Origin of the sequence: Pseudomonas sp. 1912-s, from assembly GCF_029269205.1 — a bacterium.
GTDB lineage: Bacteria > Pseudomonadota > Gammaproteobacteria > Pseudomonadales > Pseudomonadaceae > Aquipseudomonas.
Window position 1 is genome coordinate 18320 of the sequence record NZ_JARIXR010000022.1, and the last position, 21552, is coordinate 39871.

At 61.7% G+C, this 21552-nt stretch carries 17 protein-coding genes; 2 read left to right on the top strand and 15 right to left on the bottom strand.

The window, feature by feature from the left end; translation table 11 throughout:
- Positions 1 to 91 precede the first annotated feature (91 nt).
- Positions 92 to 1975, top strand: a complete 1884-nt coding sequence (locus P3C29_RS23475; RefSeq protein ID WP_275965583.1) for a bifunctional O-antigen ligase/aminoglycoside phosphotransferase family protein — start codon at positions 92 to 94, stop codon at positions 1973 to 1975.
- Between the two features lie 69 nt (positions 1976 to 2044).
- Here P3C29_RS23475 and P3C29_RS23480 read toward each other — a convergent pair whose 3' ends face one another.
- The 7 genes from P3C29_RS23480 to P3C29_RS23510 all read right to left on the bottom strand — a co-directional run bounded on the left by P3C29_RS23480 (position 2045) and on the right by P3C29_RS23510 (position 9111).
- A complete protein-coding gene (locus P3C29_RS23480) occupies positions 2045 to 2929 on the bottom strand; it encodes a glycosyltransferase (protein ID WP_275965584.1) in 885 nt (294 codons plus the stop codon).
- Positions 2926 to 4074, bottom strand: coding sequence for a glycosyltransferase family 4 protein (locus P3C29_RS23485; protein ID WP_201125999.1), 1149 nt, complete (start codon positions 4072 to 4074; stop codon positions 2926 to 2928). The genes P3C29_RS23480 and P3C29_RS23485 overlap by 4 nt, the downstream gene beginning before the upstream one ends.
- 86 nt (positions 4075 to 4160) lie before the next feature.
- On the bottom strand, positions 4161 to 5567 hold the full coding sequence (locus P3C29_RS23490) for a PIG-L family deacetylase (protein ID WP_275965585.1): 1407 nt from the start codon (positions 5565 to 5567) through the stop codon (positions 4161 to 4163).
- A complete protein-coding gene (locus P3C29_RS23495) occupies positions 5564 to 6460 on the bottom strand; it encodes a GNAT family N-acetyltransferase (protein ID WP_010169297.1) in 897 nt (298 codons plus the stop codon). The genes P3C29_RS23490 and P3C29_RS23495 overlap by 4 nt, the downstream gene beginning before the upstream one ends.
- Positions 6461 to 8218 (bottom strand): carbamoyltransferase, encoded by a 1758-nt coding sequence (locus P3C29_RS23500; protein WP_201125997.1) that lies wholly within the window; start codon positions 8216 to 8218, stop codon positions 6461 to 6463. It lies immediately after the preceding gene.
- A 154-nt stretch (positions 8219 to 8372) separates the two neighbouring features.
- The gene (locus P3C29_RS23505; protein ID WP_201125996.1) at positions 8373 to 8726 is read right to left on the bottom strand and encodes a YceK/YidQ family lipoprotein; all 354 of its coding nucleotides are present in this window, start codon (positions 8724 to 8726) and stop codon (positions 8373 to 8375) included.
- A 52-nt stretch (positions 8727 to 8778) separates the two neighbouring features.
- Positions 8779 to 9111: a YceK/YidQ family lipoprotein gene (locus P3C29_RS23510; RefSeq protein ID WP_275965586.1), complete on the bottom strand. Its 333-nt coding sequence runs from the start codon at positions 9109 to 9111 to the stop codon at positions 8779 to 8781.
- 157 nt (positions 9112 to 9268) lie between these two features.
- On the opposite strand from P3C29_RS23510, the gene P3C29_RS23515 reads away from it, so the two are divergent.
- Positions 9269 to 11359 carry a TonB-dependent receptor gene (locus P3C29_RS23515; protein ID WP_275965587.1) on the top strand — a complete coding sequence of 697 codons (2091 nt, stop codon included), beginning with the start codon at positions 9269 to 9271 and terminating at the stop codon, positions 11357 to 11359.
- Positions 11360 to 11424: 65 nt separating this feature from the next.
- Here P3C29_RS23515 and P3C29_RS23520 read toward each other — a convergent pair whose 3' ends face one another.
- The 8 genes from P3C29_RS23520 to glnE are packed head-to-tail and all read right to left on the bottom strand — an operon-like array spanning position 11425 to position 21368.
- Positions 11425 to 12867 (bottom strand): lipopolysaccharide kinase InaA family protein, encoded by a 1443-nt coding sequence (locus tag P3C29_RS23520; RefSeq protein WP_275965588.1) that lies wholly within the window; start codon positions 12865 to 12867, stop codon positions 11425 to 11427.
- A complete protein-coding gene (locus P3C29_RS23525; RefSeq protein WP_010169287.1) occupies positions 12867 to 13619 on the bottom strand; it encodes a lipopolysaccharide kinase InaA family protein in 753 nt (250 codons plus the stop codon). Before P3C29_RS23525 ends, P3C29_RS23520 begins: the two co-directional genes overlap by 1 nt.
- Positions 13616 to 14350, bottom strand: a complete 735-nt coding sequence (locus P3C29_RS23530; RefSeq protein ID WP_010169285.1) for a lipopolysaccharide kinase InaA family protein — start codon at positions 14348 to 14350, stop codon at positions 13616 to 13618. Before P3C29_RS23530 ends, P3C29_RS23525 begins: the two co-directional genes overlap by 4 nt.
- On the bottom strand, positions 14350 to 15156 hold the full coding sequence (rfaP, locus tag P3C29_RS23535) for a lipopolysaccharide core heptose(I) kinase RfaP (RefSeq protein WP_177129847.1): 807 nt from the start codon (positions 15154 to 15156) through the stop codon (positions 14350 to 14352). Before rfaP ends, P3C29_RS23530 begins: the two co-directional genes overlap by 1 nt.
- Positions 15153 to 16277 carry a glycosyltransferase family 4 protein gene (locus P3C29_RS23540; RefSeq protein WP_275965589.1) on the bottom strand — a complete coding sequence of 375 codons (1125 nt, stop codon included), beginning with the start codon at positions 16275 to 16277 and terminating at the stop codon, positions 15153 to 15155. The genes rfaP and P3C29_RS23540 overlap by 4 nt, the downstream gene beginning before the upstream one ends.
- Positions 16277 to 17335, bottom strand: coding sequence for a lipopolysaccharide heptosyltransferase I (gene waaC, locus P3C29_RS23545; protein ID WP_169386533.1), 1059 nt, complete (start codon positions 17333 to 17335; stop codon positions 16277 to 16279). Before waaC ends, P3C29_RS23540 begins: the two co-directional genes overlap by 1 nt.
- Position 17336: 1 nt before the next feature.
- Positions 17337 to 18371, bottom strand: a complete 1035-nt coding sequence (waaF, locus tag P3C29_RS23550) for a lipopolysaccharide heptosyltransferase II (protein ID WP_010169279.1) — start codon at positions 18369 to 18371, stop codon at positions 17337 to 17339.
- A 57-nt stretch (positions 18372 to 18428) separates the two neighbouring features.
- Positions 18429 to 21368: a bifunctional [glutamate--ammonia ligase]-adenylyl-L-tyrosine phosphorylase/[glutamate--ammonia-ligase] adenylyltransferase gene (glnE, locus tag P3C29_RS23555; protein WP_010169278.1), complete on the bottom strand. Its 2940-nt coding sequence runs from the start codon at positions 21366 to 21368 to the stop codon at positions 18429 to 18431.
- Between the last annotated feature and the right edge of the window lie 184 nt (positions 21369 to 21552).

Below are 21552 nucleotides of genomic sequence, written 5' to 3' on the forward strand. Positions count from 1 at the left end.
CAAGGGCGACCCCGTTGGACCCAGCGGGCGACATTATATAGCCACTACTTTAGTATGTTCGGCTTTCTTTATTCAGGAACGGCTTTTCCGTATGCACTCAAAACGCATCACCTATGGCTCAAATCGCGTATTCGACTTCCTGTGCCTATGGATTCTACCGATCGGCCTGTTGCTCCTCTTGAGCGCACTGTTCTTCGTCTCCAACCGAAATGTACTGCACAAGTTCTATTACGGCCTGTTCAGCGCCCCCACTTTGATCCTGCTGTGCCTGCGCCCCAGGGAGCTGAAAGAGGTTCTGCGCGAGCCGCTCGCCATCGCGTTCCTGTTGTTTTCAGCCTGGGCGCTGACAAGCCTGTTCTGGAGTCCGGAGCACCATCCGGACACCGACCTGTTCAAGCGACCGCTGCACACGTTCATGCTGTTCGCCGGATGTGGCTTGCTGCTGCACTACCGCAACGACCTGTTCAAGCCTATCTTCTTTAGCGCCGCAGTCATCGCCACGGTCGTCTGCGCGATCAACCTGGTGTTTTTTGTTTCTGGGTTCGAGCCCGGGATGCGCATGATCGGCGGCCGTGGAGCCCTCGACAATCCGCTGCTCAGCTCTCATATATTCGGCTTTTTCTGCGTGTACTGGCTGTATGTCTGTGTCACCACCAAACGCTTGCACGCGCTGTGGCTGAGCATCCCGGCGCTGGCGATCATGACGGCGGCCGTCCTGGCTACCGGCTCCAGAACACCGTTGGTGGCACTGGTCATGGCCGTTTTCTGGATGAGTTTCCTCAGCCGAAATCGCCGCTCTGCACTGATGGTTGCCGGCCTGGTACTGGCGGCGGCGGCGCTATTGCTGTTTTACCCGCAACTGATTACCGAGCGCGGCAGCTCATCGCGCTTCGAAATATGGGAGATTGTCCTGGGACGTATCGCCGATCACCCATGGATCGGCCACAGCTACGACTCCGAACTTTATGTGCAACCCCCGAGCTACACCTACGAACCGCTTCGCGAACCCCACAGCTTCGCCTTGGGCGTGCTTTATTACGTCGGCATCATCGGCTTTATTCCGTGGGCCTTCATGCTCGGCTGGGGCCTGTACAAAAGCCTCAAGGCCCGCGCACAACCGCTGTTCATCCTGGCCTCGTCATTGCTGGCCTACGGCATCGGCGCCGGCCTGACCGAAGGCGGTGGCATCCTCTCGCGACCAAAAGAACACTGGTTCCTGTTGTGGATACCTCTGGCACTGATCGCCGGCCTGAGCATCGCCCAGCGTCGCCGCAGCCTGTTACGCATGCCTGTGCAAAGCCTCAAACCGCAGGCTTTTGAACAGCTGTGCAGCAACGCTCACGTCATCGAAGCCGACGGCCTCGGCCCCAAGGTCCTGCGCCTGGAAGACGGCAGCTTCCTGAAATTGTTCCGTGCCCGGAACTGGTACACCTCCGGCAGCTTCAATCCGTACTCCCAACGTTTTGCCAGCAACAGCGAGCAATTGCGTGAACGCGGCGTTCCCTCACCCTCGATCCTCGGGCTCTACGAATTGCAGGACCACAGCAGCGCCGTGCAGTACCAGCCGTTGCCCGGGCTGACCTTGCGCCAGGCCCTGCAAAGCCTGGACAGCAGCCTGCGGGAATCGCTGATTGAGCGTTTCGGCGGGTTCATGGCCCAGCTTCACGAGCGCGGGATCTACTTCCGCTCCCTGCACCTGGGCAACGTACTGTTGATGGATGACGGCGAGTTCGGCCTGATCGACGTGGCCGACATGCGGATCTACCCGTCAGCCCTGCGCAACGCCCTGCGCCAGCGCAACCTGCGGCACATGCAACGTTATCCACAAGACCGTAATTGGCTGTTCGAAACCCATTTCGAGCAATTGGCCAAGGGCTATGCCTCGGTGGCCTCGCCAAGTGCCACGGCGAAGATCCGTGAGCAGGTGCTGAAGCTCAATCGTCCGGTCGCGCAGGCAGCCAGCCCGGCCAAGTGAGGGTTTGAACCGCTGAGGTTCAAACTCCCTTGCGGCCATTGCGGTGTACGCAATGGCCTGGCACAGGCGTTATGAGCTGCGCTGCGGTGCCAGGTACAGCCGCACCAGCCCACGCAGGGTCTTGCGACCCCAGAACTTCAACGGAATCTGCTTGAGGATCTCCCGCGCCAGTGGGCGGTCACGGTCGGCCGTCTTGAGAAACATCGAGTTCAGGAAGTTGTAGCGAACCTGATCGTAGGCAGGATGATCGCTGAACAGCCCGTAGGTCTTGAGGATGTTCTGGATCATGTAGCGATGATTCTTGTAGGTGTTGGTCGCATGCTGGCGATAGCGCGCCATCACTACGTTCAACACATCGATGGTGTAGCCGGCGTGGGTGACCTTCAATTCGATCAGCAAGTCTTCCAGCGGAATCAGCGGATCGAAACCACCGACCTCTTCCAGCGCCTGCTGGCGAATCATAAGGGTCGGGGCCGGGGGAAAGGGCTTGCGATCCATGAACAGATCATCGAAATCCAGGCTGCGAAACGGCAGATCGCGGCGCTGCTTCTTCTCCGGGTACGGCTTGCCGTCACCGTCAATCAACTCGATATTGCCGGCACAGATGCCCACCTTCGGCTTGCCTTCCATGTAGGCAACCTGGGTGGCAATGCGCTCGGGCAGCATGATGTCATCGGAGCCGAATGGCGCGATCAGGCTGCCTTTGGCACGGGCGATGGCGCCATTCAGGGTATTGGTCAGGCCCTGGTTCTGCTGGACCTGGAAGTCAAACCCGTGCTCGGCCTGCAAGCGCTGGATGCGCTCCACGCTGTCATCCTTGGAGCCATCGTCCACCACCAGCAACTCAATGTTGGGGTAGGTCTGGCCGAGCACACTGAGGATGCTCTGCTCGATGTACGGGCCGTGGTTGTAAGACGCAATGATCACAGTGACCAGGGGTTGCTGCAGACTCATGCTCTACCTACTTCACGCAGACCGGTTTCGATCAGGTTCAAATACTTGCGCCGGAACTCGTCCAGGGTGTGGTTTTCTTCCAGGTAGCGGAACACTTGTTCGCCCTTGGCGCGCAGTTCTTCGTCGCTCAGCGCCAGGTACGTGTCCAGCGCCGCCGCCAGTTGCTCGACATTGCCCGGGTCATGGGACAGGCCGCCCGCCCCCTGCACCAACGGCAACATCGCCGGGCCGTTGGAAGCGATAACCGGCAGATGCCCGCTCATGCCTTCCAGCAGCGCCAGGCCCAGGCCTTCGAACAGCGACGGCATGGTCCAGATGTCGAAACCACGCACGTACTTCATGCCATCTTCACGAAAGCCCAGCAGGTGCGCACGGCCGGTCAGCCCCAGGCGCTCGATGTCGGCAAGCAGGTCTGCTTCGGCGCGACCGGAGCCGATAATGCCCACCTGGGCCTCAGGGTATTTGTCCTTGAGGGTAGCGAAGGCTTGCAGCAAATGGGTATGGCCCTTGATTGGCACCAGTCGGCCCAGAGCGCCAATCATCCGTGCATCCAGCGGCAAGCCCAGAGCCTTGCGTGCTTCATCGCGAGGCAATTGCAAGGCTTCGGCCTGGGGAATGTCGATAGCGTTGGTGACATACGTGGTGTTTTCACGGGTGAACCCACAGTTGAGGTCCACCAGGTAATCCTTGACCGCCTCTGATACGCCGACGAACCGCCACGCCGGGCTGACCCATTTCTGGGTCTGACGGCGGCGGTAGCCACGGGCGTACTCGCCAAAACCGTGGGAGATACCGATGCACAGGGGGATCTTCAACCAACGGTTGAGGGAGAGCATCATGTTGACCGACTTGAAGCGGTTACAGATGACCACGTCGAATTTCTGCTCGCGGCAATACTTGTAGATCTGCCACATGGCGCCGAAACGAATGCCCTTGAGGGATTTTTCCGGCAGCTCGAAATAATGGGAGTGTTCAGCCACGCTCAGGGGCTGGCCGGGCAGCGGACGGCCGCTGAGGAACCCGGATGTGACCTCGAAACGTTCAGCCGGCAAGGCCTTGACGATCTGCTCGCCGAGGTCGGCAAAGTCATGGGTCTTGACGTTGTAGTCCGGCTGTAACTGCAAAACCTTGAAACGAGGCTTCATAACTCTCCATGCTGCAATCTGGCTGCGGGCACGCAGCCCGGTGAAAAAGGGGCGGCAGGCACTGCGAGCCTGCCTTCAATAAGGTCTCAATCCTGCTTCAACACCCAGAGCAACTCATGACGGCGCACCGCCTTGCGGAAGAATTCATTCTCTCCGTAAGGCGATGGACTGCGGCCCGCCAGTAATTGCTGCAACCACCTGCGCACGCGACGCTTGAAGGGCGCCCGCGGCTGCAAGTCGTGCATCATGCCAAGGGCCATGGCCTTGTCCTGCTGCTGGCTCAGCGTCAGCGCCAAGCTGCACGGCACCAGCTCAACCGCGGCACCAAAACGCGGCGGCAACGCCACGCCAGCGCCCGAGTCGCCCATGGGCCAGCGGTCGTTATCATGCAGGTGATTGGCGTAACCGAGCAATGTACCCGGCTGCCACTCCAGGCCTTGCAGGGCTTCGAGAATCGCGGCGTGCGCACAGATATGATCCGGGTGCGGATCCAGCAGCGGCGTCGGCAACACGATCACCTGGGGGCGCGCCTTGAGCAGCAAGGCCCGCAGGTCGGCAATCAGGTTGCTCCAGGTCGGCGCGCCGTCTACATCCCCGGGCAAGGCCAGGGTATTGAACTGGCGAAACAGCCGCGTATCGTCCAAACCGGCTTCCCGGGAGGCCTGGGGCTGGTCCGGCGCAGCCTGCATGGCCGGCAGTTGCATGCAGAAGTAACCCAACTGCACGCACTGCGCCTCGGGAACGCCCGCCCAGCGTGGCACGGTAACGCTGTCCCAGGCACGCAGGCGGCCTTTGAGCCGTGCGGCATCCGCCTTGGGCATGCCCATTTGTTGATAGTGATCGGCTTCGATTTCGCCCGCCGTGAGGGTGACGATCCAGCTCTCATCAGCCTGGCTGTAAAGGCTGAAGGCAGCCAGTTCGGCATCGTCGGCATGGGGCGCGATCACCATGACCCGCTGGCGACGGTAATCCGGCTGGCGGAACCGCCACAGCGTTGGCTGCCCCTTGATCCGGCAGAAGCGCCCGCGCAAACGCAGCTTGCCGGCGGCCAGTGCTTCGCCCGCGCCGGTCAGGTTGAGGTAACGCCGACCCGCGACGCCACGCTCGAAGACTTGCCGGTCCGGCGCATCAAGGCCCAGCAACTCTACGGCGGGGTCGAGAAAACGTCCGAGCCAGGCGCTTTTGATCTCAATGGCGACGATCAGGGTTTCATCGCCCACCAAGGGCGTGTCCAACACCAGCCGCCCCGCCTCAAGACGCAGCCCCGCGCACTCGCTCCCCTCGGGAAACGCGTACTCATAGTCGTCTTTAGGCGAATAGAACAGGTGATCGGCAAACCAGGCTTCATGGGCGGCCCACAGCACCACGGCCAGCACCGCCGGCAACCACCAGGCCACCAGCACACCGACCGCCACCAACAGCAACAGGCCAACCAACAGCGCGATGCGCTTGTTGCGCCGATGCTGCTTGAGGAGTTGCTGCTTGCGGCTCATACGCTGAACACCGGCACCGGGTTGCACCACCGCTCCTTGTATTCACGATCGGAACGCCCAAAGGAGAAACGCAGCGGCTTGTCGCTCGCCCGCGCCTGTTCCCAGGCACTTTGGGTGTTGAGGAAACTCAGCACGCTACCGGGGCTGAACGCCTTGGTTTCAGGGTCGACACCGCCGTTGACGTACTCGGCACTGACCCATGCCGGCGCCTGCACCTGATACACCAGTTGCACGGCAATCGCGGCGTCATTGAGAAACAGCACCGAGCCGAACAGAAATTCCTTGAGCAACTCCAGCACTTCGGCCAGACGCTCGGCACCCGCTGCCGGGAAACCCCAGCGTCGCTGGAACAGGTCGCAGTAAATCGCCGCCAGCTCACTGCTGGAAAACTCGCTGACCGCCCGCACCACGCCGCCCGCCTCTTCCAGCAAGCGCAATTCACGACGCTGGTTGTAGCGAAACTTTTTCGACAGTTCTTCCGGTGTGCGCGCCATGGCCAACTGCTCGGCCTGGGGCTTGAGGGTGCTCACGCGCCCTTCATTCAGCGCCGACAGATAACGCGCGCGATGGCGCAACGGCAGCTGCGCATCGGCGGCAATCGGCAGGATGATCTCGGCGTTACCCAGATCGAACAGGCCTTTTTTGCCTTTGCGCTTGAGCACGTCCTTGGACAGGGCCAGGTCGCGCCCCCAGGTGGCAATCGCGCCTTTCAGCTCGCCATCCTGCTCCCAGCCCAGGTAACGCACGGGAATCTGTGCCAGGTGCGCCAGCCGCTCGATAATCTGCGGATGAGTCGCCACGCTGCCGCCAAAACGCTGCCAGGCCTGGGCGTAAACCTCGGCCTCGACAGGCGTCCAGCCACGTTCACGCCAGCCCTGGAAGCGGTTCAGCATTTAAACCACAGCGTCATAAGGGTCTACGCCGTCCTTGACCACCAGGATGTCTTCCATGATCAGGTACTGCAGGTCGGAGCCAAAGAACATGTTCAGCGCGTCGGTCGGCGAGCAGATCATCGCTTCGCCACGACGGTTCAGCGAGGTGTTCAGCGACACGCCGTTGCCGGTCAGTACTTCCAGCTCCTTCATCATGTCGTAGTAGCGCGGATTGTACTCGCGCTTGAGCACCTGGGCGCGGGAGGTGCCATCTTCATGGACCACTTCCGGCACGCGGGTTTTCCACTCTTCCGACACTTCAAAGGTGAAGGTCATGAACGGCGCCGGGTGATCGACCTTGATCATCTGTGGCGCGACAGTGTCGAGCATCGACGGGCAGAAAGGCCTCCAGCGCTCGCGGAACTTGATCTGGTGGTTGATCCGGTCAGCCACGCCGGTCGCGCTCGGGCAACCGATGATCGAACGCCCGCCCAAGGCGCGCGGGCCAAACTCCATGCGGCCCTGGAACCAGGCCACCGGGTTGCCGTCGACCATGATCCTGGCGATGCGCTTGGGCATGTTTTCGATCTTGCGCCAGACCGGCTTGCTCTCGTGCCTGGCACATGCGGCGATCACGTCTTCGTTGCTGTAGGACGGGCCGAGATAGACGTGTTCCATCTTCTCTACCGGTACGCCACGGGCGTGGGACACGTAGGCTGCCGCACCCACCGCGGTGCCGGCATCGCCGGACGCCGGCTGCACGAACAGCTCCTTGACGTCGTCACGGGCGATGATCTTCTGGTTCAGCTTGACGTTCAGCGCACAGCCGCCAGCGAAGGCCAGCTTGCCGGTGTCTTTGAGGATGTCGCCCAGGTAATGGTCGATCATCTGCAACGCCAGCTTCTCGAACAGTGCCTGCATGCTGGCCGCGTAGTGGATGTACGGCTCGTCGGCGATGTCACCTTCGCGCTTTGGGCCCAGCCACTCGATCAGTTTCGGCGAAAAGTAGAACCCCTTGCCCTTCTCTTTGTAGCGGCGCAGGCCAATGACGTTGGCGTAGTCAGTGTTGATCACCAGCTCGCCGTTTTCAAAGGAGGCCAGGCGCGAGAAATCGTACTTGCTGGCATCGCCATACGGCGCCATGCCCATGACCTTGAACTCACCGTCGAGCATCTCGAAACCGAGGAACTCGGTGATCGCGCCGTACAGGCCGCCGAGGGAGTCCGGATCGTAGAATTCCTTGATCTTGTGGATCTTGCCGTTTTCGCCGTAGCCGAAGAAGGTCGTGGCGTACTCGCCCTTGCCATCGATCCCGAGGATCGCGGTCTTCTCCTGGAAGCCCGAGCAGTGATAGGCGCTGGAGGCATGGGCCAGGTGGTGTTCAACCGGTTCGATCTTGATTTTCTTCGGATCGAAGCCCAGTTGCTCCAGGCACCAGACGATCTTGTTGCGATAGCGCTTGTAGCGACGGTTGCCCATCAGGATCGCGTCGAGGGCGCGGTCCGGGGCGTACCAGTAACGCTTGGCATAGTGCCAGCGGGCCTCGCCGAACAGGCTGATGGGGGCGAATGGAATCGCGACCACATCAACGTCGGAAGGCTTGATACCGGCCTGTTCCAGGCAGAACTTTGCCGATTCGTAGGGCATGCGGTTCTTTGCATGTTTGTCGCGTACGAAACGCTCTTCTTCGGCGGCCGCGATCAGCTTGCCGTCGATATACAAGGCTGCGGAAGGATCATGGCTAAGGGCGCCGGACAGGCCAAGAATCGTCAATGCCACAGGGGTCTAGCCTCTTTTAGTCTGCATGCAGGCGCGTCACGCCTGAAAAAAGTGTGCTCCCCGCCTGGGCGAGAAACAGCTAAAGGGCGGGATTATAGCGTAAACCCGTCCCGTGATGATCTAGGGATTGTGGCGACCGGTTGTCACTGCGGGCCTAGCGGAAAATCTCGATGCTGCCGTCCCTGTTCTGACGGTAGACCGTGTAGGGCAGCACGAGGGTGTCGAGCAAGCCGGAGGCCACAAGCTCCGCAGCGAAGATCGGCAAGGAGCCAGAGGCATCGCGCGTGTGCTCTTTGGTGGTGTCGGGTGCGCCGTTCAATGTGCAAAAACCGTAGATCACCCCACTGTAGATACGCGGCACGTTTTCACAATAACTGCGCGATTCCTTGAGGTTCTGGCTGGCGACGGCGTCTGGGCGAAACACCGTGTTGATGGTGCCGCAACCGGTGGTGGATACCAGTACAGCGGAGAGAAGGAATCGGGTTGCAGGACTCATGGACAACTCCATTTGGCATAAGTATGGGCATTCACCCCTGGCCCTACGACCCCACTGAATCCGTTTATGAACCCGGGCGCCAATAGATGCTGAGGTTGCCATCGGTACCTTGCTTGTAGACCGTATAGGGCAGGACCACTGTATCAACAATACCCGAGACCGTTATATCCAACAGTACAAACGGCATCATTACTCCAGTAAGGTCCGGCGCGGCATGCAGCAGACAGAAATCAAAGGCAACACCGCTGTAGACACGGGGAATGGACTGGCAATAGGTTTTTTGCTTCCTGAGCTCACGTGCCGCTGCCGCGTCTTCGCGCAACACCGTATTGGCTGTTCCACAGCCGCTCAACATTAGGAGTCCAACGCTTAGCGCCGCAGTCAGTTTCAATGTCATGGCCAGCCCTCTGAATGGTCAGCAACGCTAACATCGGCCCTGTTGGCGCCCCAGACCCCAGGCGCCGCCGCGTCATGTAGGTGTATTCCGAAATGGTAAAAGCTGGCTGAATCGTTAAACTCGCGCACTTTTGTGCGTCATGGATGCTGGTTTACTCATGAAAGTTGTTGCCCCCAAACGTTTCGCCCTGCTGCTTCCCGGTCTTCTTGGACTGTGCAACGGCGCCCAGGCCGGCGAAGCGCCGCTGGTCCTCGACCCCAGCGTGGTCACCGGCTCGCGCAGCGCCAGCCCGTCGTTTGACCTGCCCTATTCGGTGGACAGCATCAGCCGCGAGCAGATCAGCGACGGCCAACTGGGCATCAACGCCTCGGAAGCCCTGTCCCGCGTGCCCGGCCTGGTGGTACAAAATCGCCAGAACTATGCCCAGGACTTGCAGATTTCTTCCCGCGGCTTCGGTGCCCGCTCAGCGTTTGGCGTGCGCGGCATCAAACTGATCGCTGACGGCATCCCCGCCAGCACCCCGGACGGCCAGGGCCAGGCCGCCACGTTCAACCTCGACACCGCCGAGCGCATCGAAGTCCTGCGCGGCCCGGCCGCTACGCTGTACGGCAGCAATGCAGGCGGTGTGATCCAGATGTTTTCCCGCAACGGCGAAGGCCCGCCGCGCATCGGCGCCGAAACGCTGGTGGGCAGTGACGGCCTGAGCAAGAACCACCTGACCGCCGAAGGCGCAGCAGACGGCGCAGGCTTCGTGCTCGATGCTTCGCGCATGGACACCGACGGCTATCGCGACCACAGCAGCGCCCGCCGCGACCAGACCTTCGCCAAGCTGAATTTCGAGCCGGATGAGGACAGCAAACTGGCGCTGATCTACAGCAGCCTCGAGCAGAACGGTACGCAGGATCCGCTGGGGCAGACCTGGGACGCGTACAAAGCCGACCCACGCTCGGTGAGCAGCGCTGCGGAGCTGTATAACACCCGCAAAAGCATCGACCACCAGCAAGTGGGGATGAACTACGAGCGGTATTTTGGCGATGCAACCTTGCAGGTGAATGCCTACACCGGACGCCGAAGCGTGATTCAGTATCTGTCGATCCCCAAAGGCACGCCCGCCAATGAGCGCGGCGGCGGCGTGGTGCAGTTCGACCGCAAGTTTTACGGCGGCTCCGTGCGCTGGATGCAGCCGATCGACAGCGTACCCGGCGAGTTGATGATCATCACCGGCGTGGATTTCGACCAGAGCGAAGACAGTCGCCACGGCTATCAGAACTACAGCGGCAACACCCTGGGCGTAAAAGGCCAGCTACGCCGAGATGAACTCGATACGGCCCGCAGCCTCGATCCATACATCCAGGCCAACTGGACCATCGACCGCTGGACCCTGCAAGCCGGGGTGCGCCACAGCACCATGGAACTGGACGTCGATGACCAGTTCCTGAGCAACGGCGACTCCAGCGGCAACAAGACTTACCAGAAGAACACCCCGTCCGTGAGCGTGATGTACGCCTTCACGCCCGAGTTGCACGGCTATGTCAGCGCCGGCAAGGGTTTCGAAACCCCCACCCAGGCGGAACTGGCGTATGCGCCGGGCAATATCGAAGGGTTCAACTTCGGCCTGAAGCCCTCCGAAAGCACGCAATATGAAGTGGGCCTGAAAGCACAGCTGAATGACACACGGGTCAACGCCGCCGTCTTCCAGATCACCACCGAGGATGAGCTGGTGGTGGACCAATCCATCGGCGGCCGTACCAGCTACCAGAACGCCGGCCGCACCCTGCGCCGGGGCTTCGAGCTGGGCATCGAAAGCCAGCTCAGCGAGCAGTGGAGCACCAACATCGCCTACACCCGCCTGCAAGCTACCTACGACAGCGACTTCGTGGGCGGCGGCAAACCCGTGGACAAAGGCAACTACCTCCCCGGGGTGCCGAAAACCACGCTATTCGCCGAACTGAACTGGAAACCCCGGGACTGGGTCAGCACTGCCCTGGAAGGCATGTACCGCAGCAAGGTCTACGTCGAAGACACCAACCAGCAACACGCGGCGCCGGGCTACAGCGTATTCAACTGGCGCGCGCGCTTTGAGCAGAAGGTGGAACACTGGACGTTTCACCAAACCCTGCGCCTGGATAACCTGCTGGATCGCCAATACGTAGGGTCGGTGATTGTCGGGGACGGCAACGGCCGCTATTACGAAGCGGCGCCGGGCCGCTCGTGGTACGCAGGCGCAGGTGCCGAGTACACCTTTTAGCAACTGACAGCGGACTTGTGATGAGGGAGCTTGCTCCCGTTGGGCCGCGCAGCGGCCCTAAAACCCTAACCCACTTCTTTCGGCAACCGCTGATCAATCACCCGATACAACGCACTGCTCTCAGGCCAGTTGCGCATAAACCGTGCCCGATCCCTGGCATAGGCCGGAGCAAAGCTGCTCAAGGAGCCATGCTGGCACATCGAATCCAGATCGATCAGCGCCCAGCGATCCTCATGCCAGAACAGGTTATGCCCCTTGAAATCCCCATGGCTTATGCGTTCGCGGATCAGCTCTGCGAACAGGTAATCAAGGGCCACCAACTCAGCCTCCGGCGCCTCGCCACGTTCAACGTACGGCGCGAACCGCTCGATGATGTCCGGCCCGGGCAGGTACTCGGTCACCAGGTAAGCCCGGCTGCGCAGCCACAGGAAACGCTTTTCCAGCAACGCCAGCGGCTTGGGCGTGGCAATACCGAGGAACGCCAGGCGATTGCCCTCGCGCCAGGAATGCCAGGCCCGGCTCGGGCGCCAGAAGCGCTTGAGCCAATGGGCAAAACCCTTGATGTTGTAGCGTTTGATCACCAGCGGCCGACCGGCCACCTCGACCTTGGCGACACTGGCCGCACCGCCGGTTTTATACAGGTGGCCCTGGTCAAGCAGCGCATCGGCCTGCTCCAGCACCGGCAGCATCGCCGCCTCTTCCTCGCGCCGAATCGCGCGCAGGGCAAACGGCCCGCGCATCACGCTGAACAGCGTGCACTCACGACCCACTTTGCCCAGGAAGTCCTTCAAGCGCCAGGCACTGACTTTGCGCACCTGCTTCTGCAACGCTTCCAGCGGCAACGCGTGTTCGCCATTGCTGAGCAGGTAATACACCAGCAACTCTTCGGTAAACGGCTCGAGGTTTTTCGGCAATTGCGCGAAAAACACCCCGAGGTTTTCCAGCACCCGGCTGCGGGACAGCGGCTTGCCCGCCTCTTCGGCGCGGATCCCGGCACCGTCGATCAAATACAGTTTTCCACCCTGGCGCAGCAGGTTGTCCAGGTGCAGGTCTTCCTGCCACAGGCCCTTGGCGTGCATTTGTGCTATCGCACCCAACGCCTCGGCCAGCACCGCCTGTTGCTCGTCGGCCAATGGCGGCAAACTTTCAACGGCGCGCCAGGCATCAGCCAGGCTGTCGGCGCCTTCCAGAAACTCAAACAGCAGCCAACCGCCCTCGCCCTCCTGCAGGCCATCGGCCAACAACAGCGGCGTGGTCAGGCCTTGGTCGGCCAGCAGCCGCACACCCTTGAGTTCGCGCTGAAAATGCCGTGCCGCCTTGCTGCCCACCAGCAGCTTGGCCAGCACCGGGCGCCCGCGCCACACGGCTGCGCCGACATAGCGCTGACCCGGCAATACCCGCAGCAGGCTGAGCAGTTGCAACTGACCAGGGCCGGCGGCGTCCGCCAGCTCAATGCTCATGGGCAGACTGGGCGCGCGGCCGGCACTTTTCAGTTCGGACAAACGCATCAGCGGTTCTCCTTGTGACTGCGCCGGGCCGCCAGCCGTTGGTGCCACGTTGCGACCAACGCACTGTCCTCAGGCTGATCCAGATATGCCGCCAATAGCTGGCGAACCTGATCGTCGGACCACTGCGGCGCACGGCGCAACAGTGGCTCCAGGTCCTTGACCCGGTCACGCCAGCCGAACAACAACGGGCGGGTTTTCTCCAGGTCGATCAACTGCGCCGCATAACCGTCGCCGGCGGCCTGCAGGAAAATATGCTTGGGATAAAAACAGCCATGCACCTGGCCCACGCTGTGCAGCCGGCGCGCCAACTGACCGCAGGCCAACAGGATCGCGCGTTGTTGCGCGCCGCTCAATTCAGCCCATTGCTCCAGCAATGAGTCCAGGTCATTCCAGCCATCCAGCGCCCGGGTCAGCAACATCGCCCGATGCTCGCCCGCCACTTTGCGCTCACCGAAAAACGCCGCCTGCAACGCCGGAATACCCAGCTTTTGATAGCGGCTGATATTACGAAACTCACGGGCAAAACTCGGCTCGCCAAACGGCCGGTGCAAGGTGCGCGTCAAGTAGTTGCTCTGGCGCTTGAGGTAATAACCCTGGCCTTCGAGTTCGAGGCGAAACACGCTGCTCCAACCGCCGCGGCTGGTATTGGGCTCGTCCACGGCATCCAGTTGCTTGGCCCACAGCGCGTCAAAAGTGCCGAGGCCGTTGCGCTCAAGCAATGCTCGGTCTTCGGCCGCCAGGAAATCGCTCATTCTCGCCCCTCGAAAAACTTCACCACGTGGCGAATTCGCTGTTTATCCGACGCACTCAAGTGCTTGCGCTGACGGTATTGCATGTAGAAGCGCAGGCGCTGGGTGGCCGACAAGTGATACTTGGCGACCTTGTCCAGGCAAGCCAGGTCCTTGGTGATGCGGTATTTGAGCCAGAACCCGCGCCAGAAATCGCCGTTGGGGCAATCGATCAGGTACAGGGTTTGCTGGTCGTCGACCAACAGGTTGCGCCACTTCAAATCGTTGTGGGTAAACCGGTTGTCGTGCATGGTCCGCGTGTATTCAGCGAGCTGGCGACTGATGTTATTGACCCACACCGGGTCAGACAGTCGCGGGTCTTTGCGCTCGGCCAATGCCGACAGGTCTTCGGTCTTCGGCAGTTCGCGGGTGATCATCGCGCCACGGTGATAAGCCAGGCCTTTACGCTCCAGGCCCCAGGCAATCACGTCGGCGGTAGGAATGCCCCACTTGGCGAAACGCTTGAGGTTCTGCCATTCGGACTTGACCCGCGGCTTGCCCAGGTAGCGGCGCAAACCCTTGCCCGCGCCGACGTAGCGCTTGACGTAATAGTTGACCCCGCCGCGCTCCACGCGAATCACTTCGGACAACGGATCGCGGGTCAGGCGCTCCCCTTGCAAGGCGAACACCGCCTCCAGGCTACCAAAGTCATCCGCCAGGGCGGCGTAAGCAGGTTCCAGGTTCCAACCCGCCATCAGAGCGCATCCCCGTATCGTTGCTTGCGTGCGTAAAGCTTGGCGGCCATGCGTTCCAGCGCCGCCAGCAGCGCGCTTTGCTCGCCCAGGATCTGGCGCAAAGGCTGCTGGAAGTACGCCTTGAGAAACCGCAATTTGTCGCGCCGGGTCAAACCAATCTCCAGGGCGGAGTAATAAAGCCCCGCCAGGTCCTTGTCACGCCAGCGCCGTGGAATCTTCGAACGCACCTGGGCACGGTGCAGGTCGATCACCGAGAGCTTGATGTTGTGCACGGTAACCGGTTGGTCGGTGTGCAACAGGAAGTGGCACAGGTAGCAATCACGATGGTTCACGCCACCCCGGTGCATCGTGCCCAGGGTGCGTGCAAGCTCAACGGTCAAGGCATGCCGAATCGCCGGCACGGGCGGCTGCTTGACCCAGTCCATGGTCAGGTCTTCAAGGCTGACGATAGGCGCCAGCTCTTCAGTGACGATGAACGAGTGCTGATCGGCCGGGTTGCTGCCCTTTTCACCAAAGGCCACGCCGGTCATGGTGGGCACGCCGAGTTCCTGCAGACGCTGGATCGCGTCCCACTCCTGGCCTGCACCCAAGACGGGCAACTTGGCCGTGATCAGGTTCTTGAGGATTTCACCCCAGCCAATTCCCCGGTGGATTTTCACAAAATAATGGCGGCCGTCCACTTCCGTACGCAGGGTACGGCGCGCGGCCAGCTCACGAAACACCTGGCCGTCCAGCTTCTCGACTTCGGCGAACGCATCGCGTCCGGCCCACAGGGTCTTGAACGGTTCGGCAAGAATCAACTTCATCGGTTTGGCTCCGCCAGAATCAGGTCCGCAGCGTACTGCGGCATGCTATAGAGGTCGGCCGTCTCAGCGAAGGCCAGACCATTGCGGCTCCAGGCCGCGCGCGCTTCTTGGTCGTCGAGCATATCCACCAGGTACTGATTGAGCTGGGCCTGCTCGAACGGCTCGTCCAACACCCGGCCACTTTGGGCCTCGTCGATGTAAAACGCGTAGCCGCACACCTTGCTCACCAGCACCGGAAGGCCGGCGACGACCGCTTCGATCAGCACATTGCCGGCCGCCTCGTTGTAGGCCGGGTGAATCAACAAGTCGGCCCCCAGCAGGAAACGCGGGATATCGCTGCGGCCCTGGAAGAACTGCACCTGATCGCCCAGGCCCAGCGCGGCACTCTGCAACTGGAATACTTTGGGGTCGTCCTGGCCGATTACAAATAGCCGGGTGCGCTTCTTCAAGTTCGATGGCAGTGCGGCAACGGCCTTCAAGCTGCGATCAACGCCCTTGGTCTTGAAGCCCGAGCCGATCTGCACCAGCAGCAAATCATCGTCCGCCAGGCCGAATTCGCGACGAAACTCGGCACGGATCTCGGCAGCGTTGGGCGGCGCGCGGCGGTCGCGGGCAATGCCCGGCGGCAGCAGATGAAAGCGCTCAGGCTCGGTGCCGTAATACTGGGTGAACAACGGCTGCTGTTGACGGGAGATCGTCAGGATCTTGGTCTTGGTGCCCTTGTCGAACACCGCGCGCTCGTACTCGGCAAAGTGCCGGTAACGACCGAACCAGCGGTACATCGGGTTGCGCAGGTTTTGTGCCTTGTCTTCGAACACACCGTCGGCGGCAAAGTACACATCCAGCCCCGGCATCTTGTTGAAGCCCACCACACGGTCAACCGGGCGCTTGGCCAGGTCGGCCTGGATCCAGGCGTAGAGCTTTTCGTTGCGCCGATGATTGAACAGCGCCTTGACCGGCGCCACCAACACTTCAAAGCCCGGTGGAACATCGCCTTCCCAGATCAGCGTGTAGACGCGAATTTGATGGCCGCGCTGCTGGCACTCCAGGGCGATGCGCATGAAGTCGCGCTGCAGGCCACCAAAGGGGAAATATTTGTAGAGGACAAAAGCCAGTTGCATCAGTGTTCCTCAGCCAATAACAACGTGCTTAATCGCGTTGCGACACGCTCAGGGTTCAGGCGAGTGAAGCACAGTGGCCACTCGCGCTTGATATCAAACCGACGCTGGTCTTCGGCGGTCGGTTGATAGGTGCATTTCTTTTGCAGGCACGGCGCACAAGGGAAGTCGCTCGCCAGGTGGATCTGCGCCTTGCCGTAGGCGCCGGTCAGGCCGGGATTGGTCGGACCGAACAGGGAAATCGTCGGCACATCCAGCGCGGCGGCGAGGTGGCCGAGGCCGGTGTCTACCGCGACACACGCCTTGGCACCCGCCAGCACACGGGCAACGCCCGCCAGGTTCAGCTTGGGCAGCACTTCGGCGTTTTTCAGGCCTTTGGCCAACCGTTCGGCACGGGCTTTTTCGACGGCATTGCCCCACGGCAATTTCACGTCCACGCCAAAACGGTCCATGCGCTCGGCCAGGTCGCGCCAGTAGGCTTCCGGCCAGTGCTTGGTGTCCCACGTGGTGCCGTGCAGCAGCAGTACAAACGGTTTTTTCGGCGGCAGGCCCAGCAGTTTTTCGACGCTGAGGCCGTAGTCGCCCAAGCCTTTTGGCAGGTCATAACCGAGGGCCACGGCAAACAGTTGGCGCAAGCGCTCCACCGCATGCTGCCCACGGGCCACGGCCAATCGCCGGGAGTAGAAATGCGCCGCCAACGGCTCACGCGCCGACTGCTTGTCGAAGCCGGCCACCGGGGCACGCACGTAGCGGGTCAGCCAGGCACTTTTCAGCAAGCCCTGGGCGTCGATCACCAAGTCGTATTTGGTCGACTGCACGCTCTTTTTGAAGCGCCGCCATTCGCCACTCTTGAAGGTCTGCCAGAGGTTCTTGCGCCAGCGGCGGATCGCCACCGGAATCACCTTGTCCACCGCCGGGTGCCAGGTGGGAATCTCGGCAAAGCCTTCTTCCACCACCCAGTCAAACCGGATGCCGGGGATCGCTCGCGCCGCGTCGGTCAACGCCGGCAAGGCATGAATTACGTCGCCCAGGGATGAGGTCTTGATTACCAGAACCCGCAACTTAACGAACCTCGACCACGGAGCCCTGCAACCGCTGCAAGGCGTCGCTGACGGGTTGCGGCAGCAACTGGCGCAGGCAGTTGTAGTGGCCGAAACGGCAGGTGCGGTCGAAACACGGGCTGCAATCCAGGCCCAGGCGCACCACTTCGACCTGGTCGGCCAACGGCGGGGTAAACCCTGGCGACGTCGAGCCGTACACCGCCACCAGCGGGCGATTCAGCGCGGCCGCCACGTGCATCAGGCCGGAGTCGTTGGACACCACCGAGTCAGCGCAGGACAGCAGGTCGATGGCCTCGGCCAGGGACGTGTCGCCACTGAGGTTGACCGCCTCTTCACGCAGGCCCGGGATCAGGCGCTGGCGAATATCCTCGCCCACCGAATGATCGTTTTTCGAGCCAAACAACCAGACTTGCCAGCCCTCGCGAATCTTCATCTCCGCGACTTTGGCGTAATGCTCCGACGGCCAGCGCTTGGACTCGCCAAACTCGGCGCCAGGGCACAGCGCCAGCACCGGACGGTCCAGCTCCAGGCCGAACTTGGCCAGGGCGGCGTCGCGGGTAACCGGGTCGATTTGCAGGCTCGGGCGCGGATAAGGCGTCGGCAGTTCGGCACCCGGCGCGTAGGCCAGGGCCATGAAGCGCTCGATCATCAACGGGTAGCGGGCTTTATCGAGCTTGCGCACGTCGTTGAGCAGGCCATAGCGAAACTCGCCACGCCAGCCGGTGCGCTTGGGAATGCCGGCGAAGAACGGCACGAGTGCCGACTTCATCGAGTTGGGCAACAGGATCGCCTGATCGTACTGGCCGGCCAGGGACTTGCCGATACGTCGACGGGTCGCCAGTTCCAGCGCGCCGTGGCCGAGCGGGAAGCTCAAGGCCTGACGCACTTCGGGCATGCGCTCAAGAATCGGCCGGCTCCACTCGGGGGCGAGCACGTCGATTTGGCAGTCGGGATGGCGCTGTTTGAGGCACTGGAACAGTGTCTGTGCCATCACCATGTCACCGACCCAACTGGGCCCAACGATCAGAATATTCATGTAGTTTCCACAAACGATACGGGGAGGCTCATGCCTCCCCGCCTTATTTATAGTGTTTCAGCTTAACCCCAGTTCATGCCAGATACGCTGCACCTGGCGCCGTTCGTCAGCGAACTGGTCCCCGGCCACCGTACCGGCCTCGTTCTGCAAGGCCTGGCGGTGTGCGGCGGAACGGTAGGCTTTATACACCTCGCGCAGCAAATGGGCATCGGCGGCGGGCATCAGCCCGACCTGCTCCAGCCCTTCCAGAATGCGGATATTGTCGGTGTAGCGCAGCAACGATGGATGTTGCGCAGACCACGCCAAAGCCGCGTATTGCACCATAAATTCAATATCGACGATACCTCCGGCGTCCTGCTTGAGGTCGAAGGCCACCGTGGGTTCGAAGGCATTCGCCGCCGTTCCCGCCGCCGTGGACTTGGTGCCGAGGTTGTCGCGCATCTTCGCGCGCATCTCGCTGACCTCCTGGCGCAGCTTGTCCAGATCCTGCGCGCGGCCCAACACCTGCGCCCGTACTTGCTCGAAAGCACGGCCGACATCCTGGCTGCCCACCAGCACCCGCGCACGCACCAGCGCCTGGTGTTCCCAGGTCCAGGCTTCGTTTTCCTGATAACGCGCAAACGCGCCCAGGGAACTCACCAGCAAACCGGACGCGCCCGAGGGCCGCAGGCGCATGTCCACTTCATACAGCTGCCCGGAGTTGGTCTGGGTGGTCAGCAGGTGAATGATCCGCTGGCCCAACCGGGTAAAGAACTGCGCGCCGTCGATTGGCTTGACGCCGTCGGTCTCGGCTTGCGGGTCGCCGTCGTGGATGAACACCAGGTCCAGGTCTGAACCATGCCCCAATTCGATGCCGCCGACTTTCCCATAACCGACAATGATGAAGCCGGGATCGCACAAGGTGCCGTCCACACGCTGTGGCGAACCATGGCGGGCAACCGTCTGGCGCCAGGCCAGGGCCAGCACTTGTTCGAGGATGGCTTCGGCGAGCCAGGTCAGGTAGTCGCTGACTTTCATCAGCGGCAGGCTGCCGGCGATTTCCGAGGCGGCCACCCGCAGGCGGTGAGCCAGTTTGAAGTGACGCAGGGCTTCCATCTGTTGCTCAAGGTCATCCTCGGGGATGCGTGTCAGGCGTTCGCGCAACTCCGCCGCCAGTTCTGGCGCCAATGGCGGCTTGAACAGGCGACCTTCGTTGAGCAATTCGTCCAGCAACAGTGGGAAGCGGGTGATCTGCTCGGCAATCCACGGGCTGGCGGCGCACAAGGTCAAAAGGCGGCGCAGGGCGTCGGGGTTTTCCGTCAGCAGTACCAGATACGCGGAACGTCGGGCGACGGCCTCCACCAGCGGCAATACGCGTTCAAGTACCAGGTCCGGGTTGGCGTGCTCGACGGCCTGGGCCAGCAGGCGCGGGATAAACGCATCCAGACGCTCGCGGCCCAGGCGCTGCATGGCGCGCAATTGCGGGCTGCTGCGCAGGCCAGCCAAGGTTTTCAAGGCTTTGGGCGCGTCGGTAAAGCCGCCTTCCTGCAACTGCCGGCAAGCGGCCTCTTCGTCCTGGGACTCTTCCCACAGCGGCAACCACTCACCGCCCACCACCAACTCGCTTTCTTCGCCCTCTTCTTCATCCGGGTCGGCGATCACCTGGCGGAAGTGCCAGTCCACCCGGCCACGCCAGTACATCAGGCGCTCATGGAACGCGGTCCAGTCCGGGAAGCCCATCATGAAGGCAATCCGCGCCTGGTCTTCGGTGCCGTCCGGGAGCATTTGGGTCTGGCGATCGGCAATCGCCTGGATCGCGTGCTCGGTGTAGCGCAGGAATTCGTAGCCATCGCGCAGCTCGGCGATCACCGCCGGCGGCAGGTAGCCCTGGCCTTCCAGCGTGCCCAGCACTTTTAGCAGCGGGCGCTGTTGCAGGCTCAGGTCGCGGCCACCGTGGATCAGCTGGAACGCCTGGGCGATAAACTCGACTTCACGGATGCCGCCCGAGCCCAGCTTGATGTTCTCGGCCATGCCCTTGCGCCGCACTTCCTGCTGGATCAGCTGCTTCATGGTGCGCAGCGCTTCGATAGCGGAGAAATCCAGGTAACGCCGGTAGACAAACGGTCGTAGCATGTCGAGCAATTGCGCGCCGGCCACCTGGTCACCGGCCACCACCCGCGCCTTAATCATCGCGTAGCGTTCCCAGTCGCGACCCTGGTCCTGGTAGTACTGCTCCAGCGCGTTGAAGCTGAGCACCAGCGCCCCGGCGGAGCCGTAGGGCCGCAGGCGCATGTCGACACGGAATACAAAACCGTCGACGGTCATCGGGTCCAGGGCCTTGATCAGTTTTTGACCAAGACGGATGAAGAACTCCTGGTTATCCAGCGACCGCTTGACGCCCACGGTGTCGCCGCCTTCGGGGTAGGCGAAGATCAGGTCAATGTCGGACGACAGGTTCAACTCCACGGCGCCGAGCTTGCCCATGCCGAGGATGACCATGTGCTGCGGCTCACCGCTGCGACGCCCGGTGGGCGTGCCGAACAGGACGCAGTGGCGCTGGTACAACCACTGGTAAGCCTGGTCGATGCTGGCGTCGGCCATGTCCGAGAGGTCACGGCAGGTTTGCACCAGGTCCGCCTGTCGGGTCAGGTCGCGCCAGATGATCCGCACTTGCTGGCGGGTGCGCTGACGGCGCAGCACGCGGCCCAGTTCGTCTTCTGTTTCAGCTTGTTGCACCGCAGCCGCAATCTGGCCGCACAGCTCGCCGGGAGCAAACATGCGGTCCAGTTCGCCCCAGGCCACCAGTTCGAGCAACATCAAAGGGTCACGAACACTCTGTTCAATGACGAAATCACTGGCGGCGCACACACGGGCAAAGTCAGCCCAACGTTGCGGCGTCCACTCAGAAAGGCCATTATCGCCGTCCAATCCGGCCACGGCGTCACGAAATGACTGCTCGGCCCGCTTGGCAAATGGAAGCAGGATGGCCGGCAATTCGGCCTGCACGGGAAGGCTCATGGTCTATCCTTGATCGGCGCGTAAATGGCTTGTTGCTGTGAACGCAAGAACCACGCTCGGTGAAGGACTGTCGAACAAAGGTTATAAATAGCTGAGATTAAATTTAATTTGGCAGGCAACATCAAAATTTCACCTTTTCTTGTTCGCAAATGACCAACAATAACGATTATGCTCGCCAGCTAGA

Excerpts from the sequence above, each read along its gene's own strand:
- P3C29_RS23485 (WP_201125999.1), bottom strand. The coding sequence starts at position 4,074 with ATGAAGCCTCGTTTCAAGGTTTTGCAGTTACAGCCGGACTACAACGTC.
- glnE (WP_010169278.1), bottom strand. The coding sequence starts at position 21,368 with ATGAGCCTTCCCGTGCAGGCCGAATTGCCGGCCATCCTGCTTCCATTT.
- P3C29_RS23490 (WP_275965585.1), bottom strand. The coding sequence starts at position 5,567 with ATGAGCCGCAAGCAGCAACTCCTCAAGCAGCATCGGCGCAACAAGCGC.
- rfaP (WP_177129847.1), bottom strand. The coding sequence starts at position 15,156 with ATGAAGTTGATTCTTGCCGAACCGTTCAAGACCCTGTGGGCCGGACGC.
- P3C29_RS23510 (WP_275965586.1), bottom strand. The coding sequence starts at position 9,111 with ATGACATTGAAACTGACTGCGGCGCTAAGCGTTGGACTCCTAATGTTG.
- P3C29_RS23525 (WP_010169287.1), bottom strand. The coding sequence starts at position 13,619 with ATGAGCGATTTCCTGGCGGCCGAAGACCGAGCATTGCTTGAGCGCAAC.
- P3C29_RS23475 (WP_275965583.1), top strand. The coding sequence starts at position 92 with ATGCACTCAAAACGCATCACCTATGGCTCAAATCGCGTATTCGACTTC.
- P3C29_RS23530 (WP_010169285.1), bottom strand. The coding sequence starts at position 14,350 with ATGGCGGGTTGGAACCTGGAACCTGCTTACGCCGCCCTGGCGGATGAC.
- waaF (WP_010169279.1), bottom strand. The coding sequence starts at position 18,371 with ATGAATATTCTGATCGTTGGGCCCAGTTGGGTCGGTGACATGGTGATG.
- P3C29_RS23520 (WP_275965588.1), bottom strand. The coding sequence starts at position 12,867 with ATGCGTTTGTCCGAACTGAAAAGTGCCGGCCGCGCGCCCAGTCTGCCC.
- P3C29_RS23540 (WP_275965589.1), bottom strand. The coding sequence starts at position 16,277 with ATGCAACTGGCTTTTGTCCTCTACAAATATTTCCCCTTTGGTGGCCTG.
- P3C29_RS23480 (WP_275965584.1), bottom strand. The coding sequence starts at position 2,929 with ATGAGTCTGCAGCAACCCCTGGTCACTGTGATCATTGCGTCTTACAAC.
- P3C29_RS23505 (WP_201125996.1), bottom strand. The coding sequence starts at position 8,726 with ATGGAGTTGTCCATGAGTCCTGCAACCCGATTCCTTCTCTCCGCTGTA.
- P3C29_RS23515 (WP_275965587.1), top strand. The coding sequence starts at position 9,269 with ATGAAAGTTGTTGCCCCCAAACGTTTCGCCCTGCTGCTTCCCGGTCTT.
- P3C29_RS23495 (WP_010169297.1), bottom strand. The coding sequence starts at position 6,460 with ATGCTGAACCGCTTCCAGGGCTGGCGTGAACGTGGCTGGACGCCTGTC.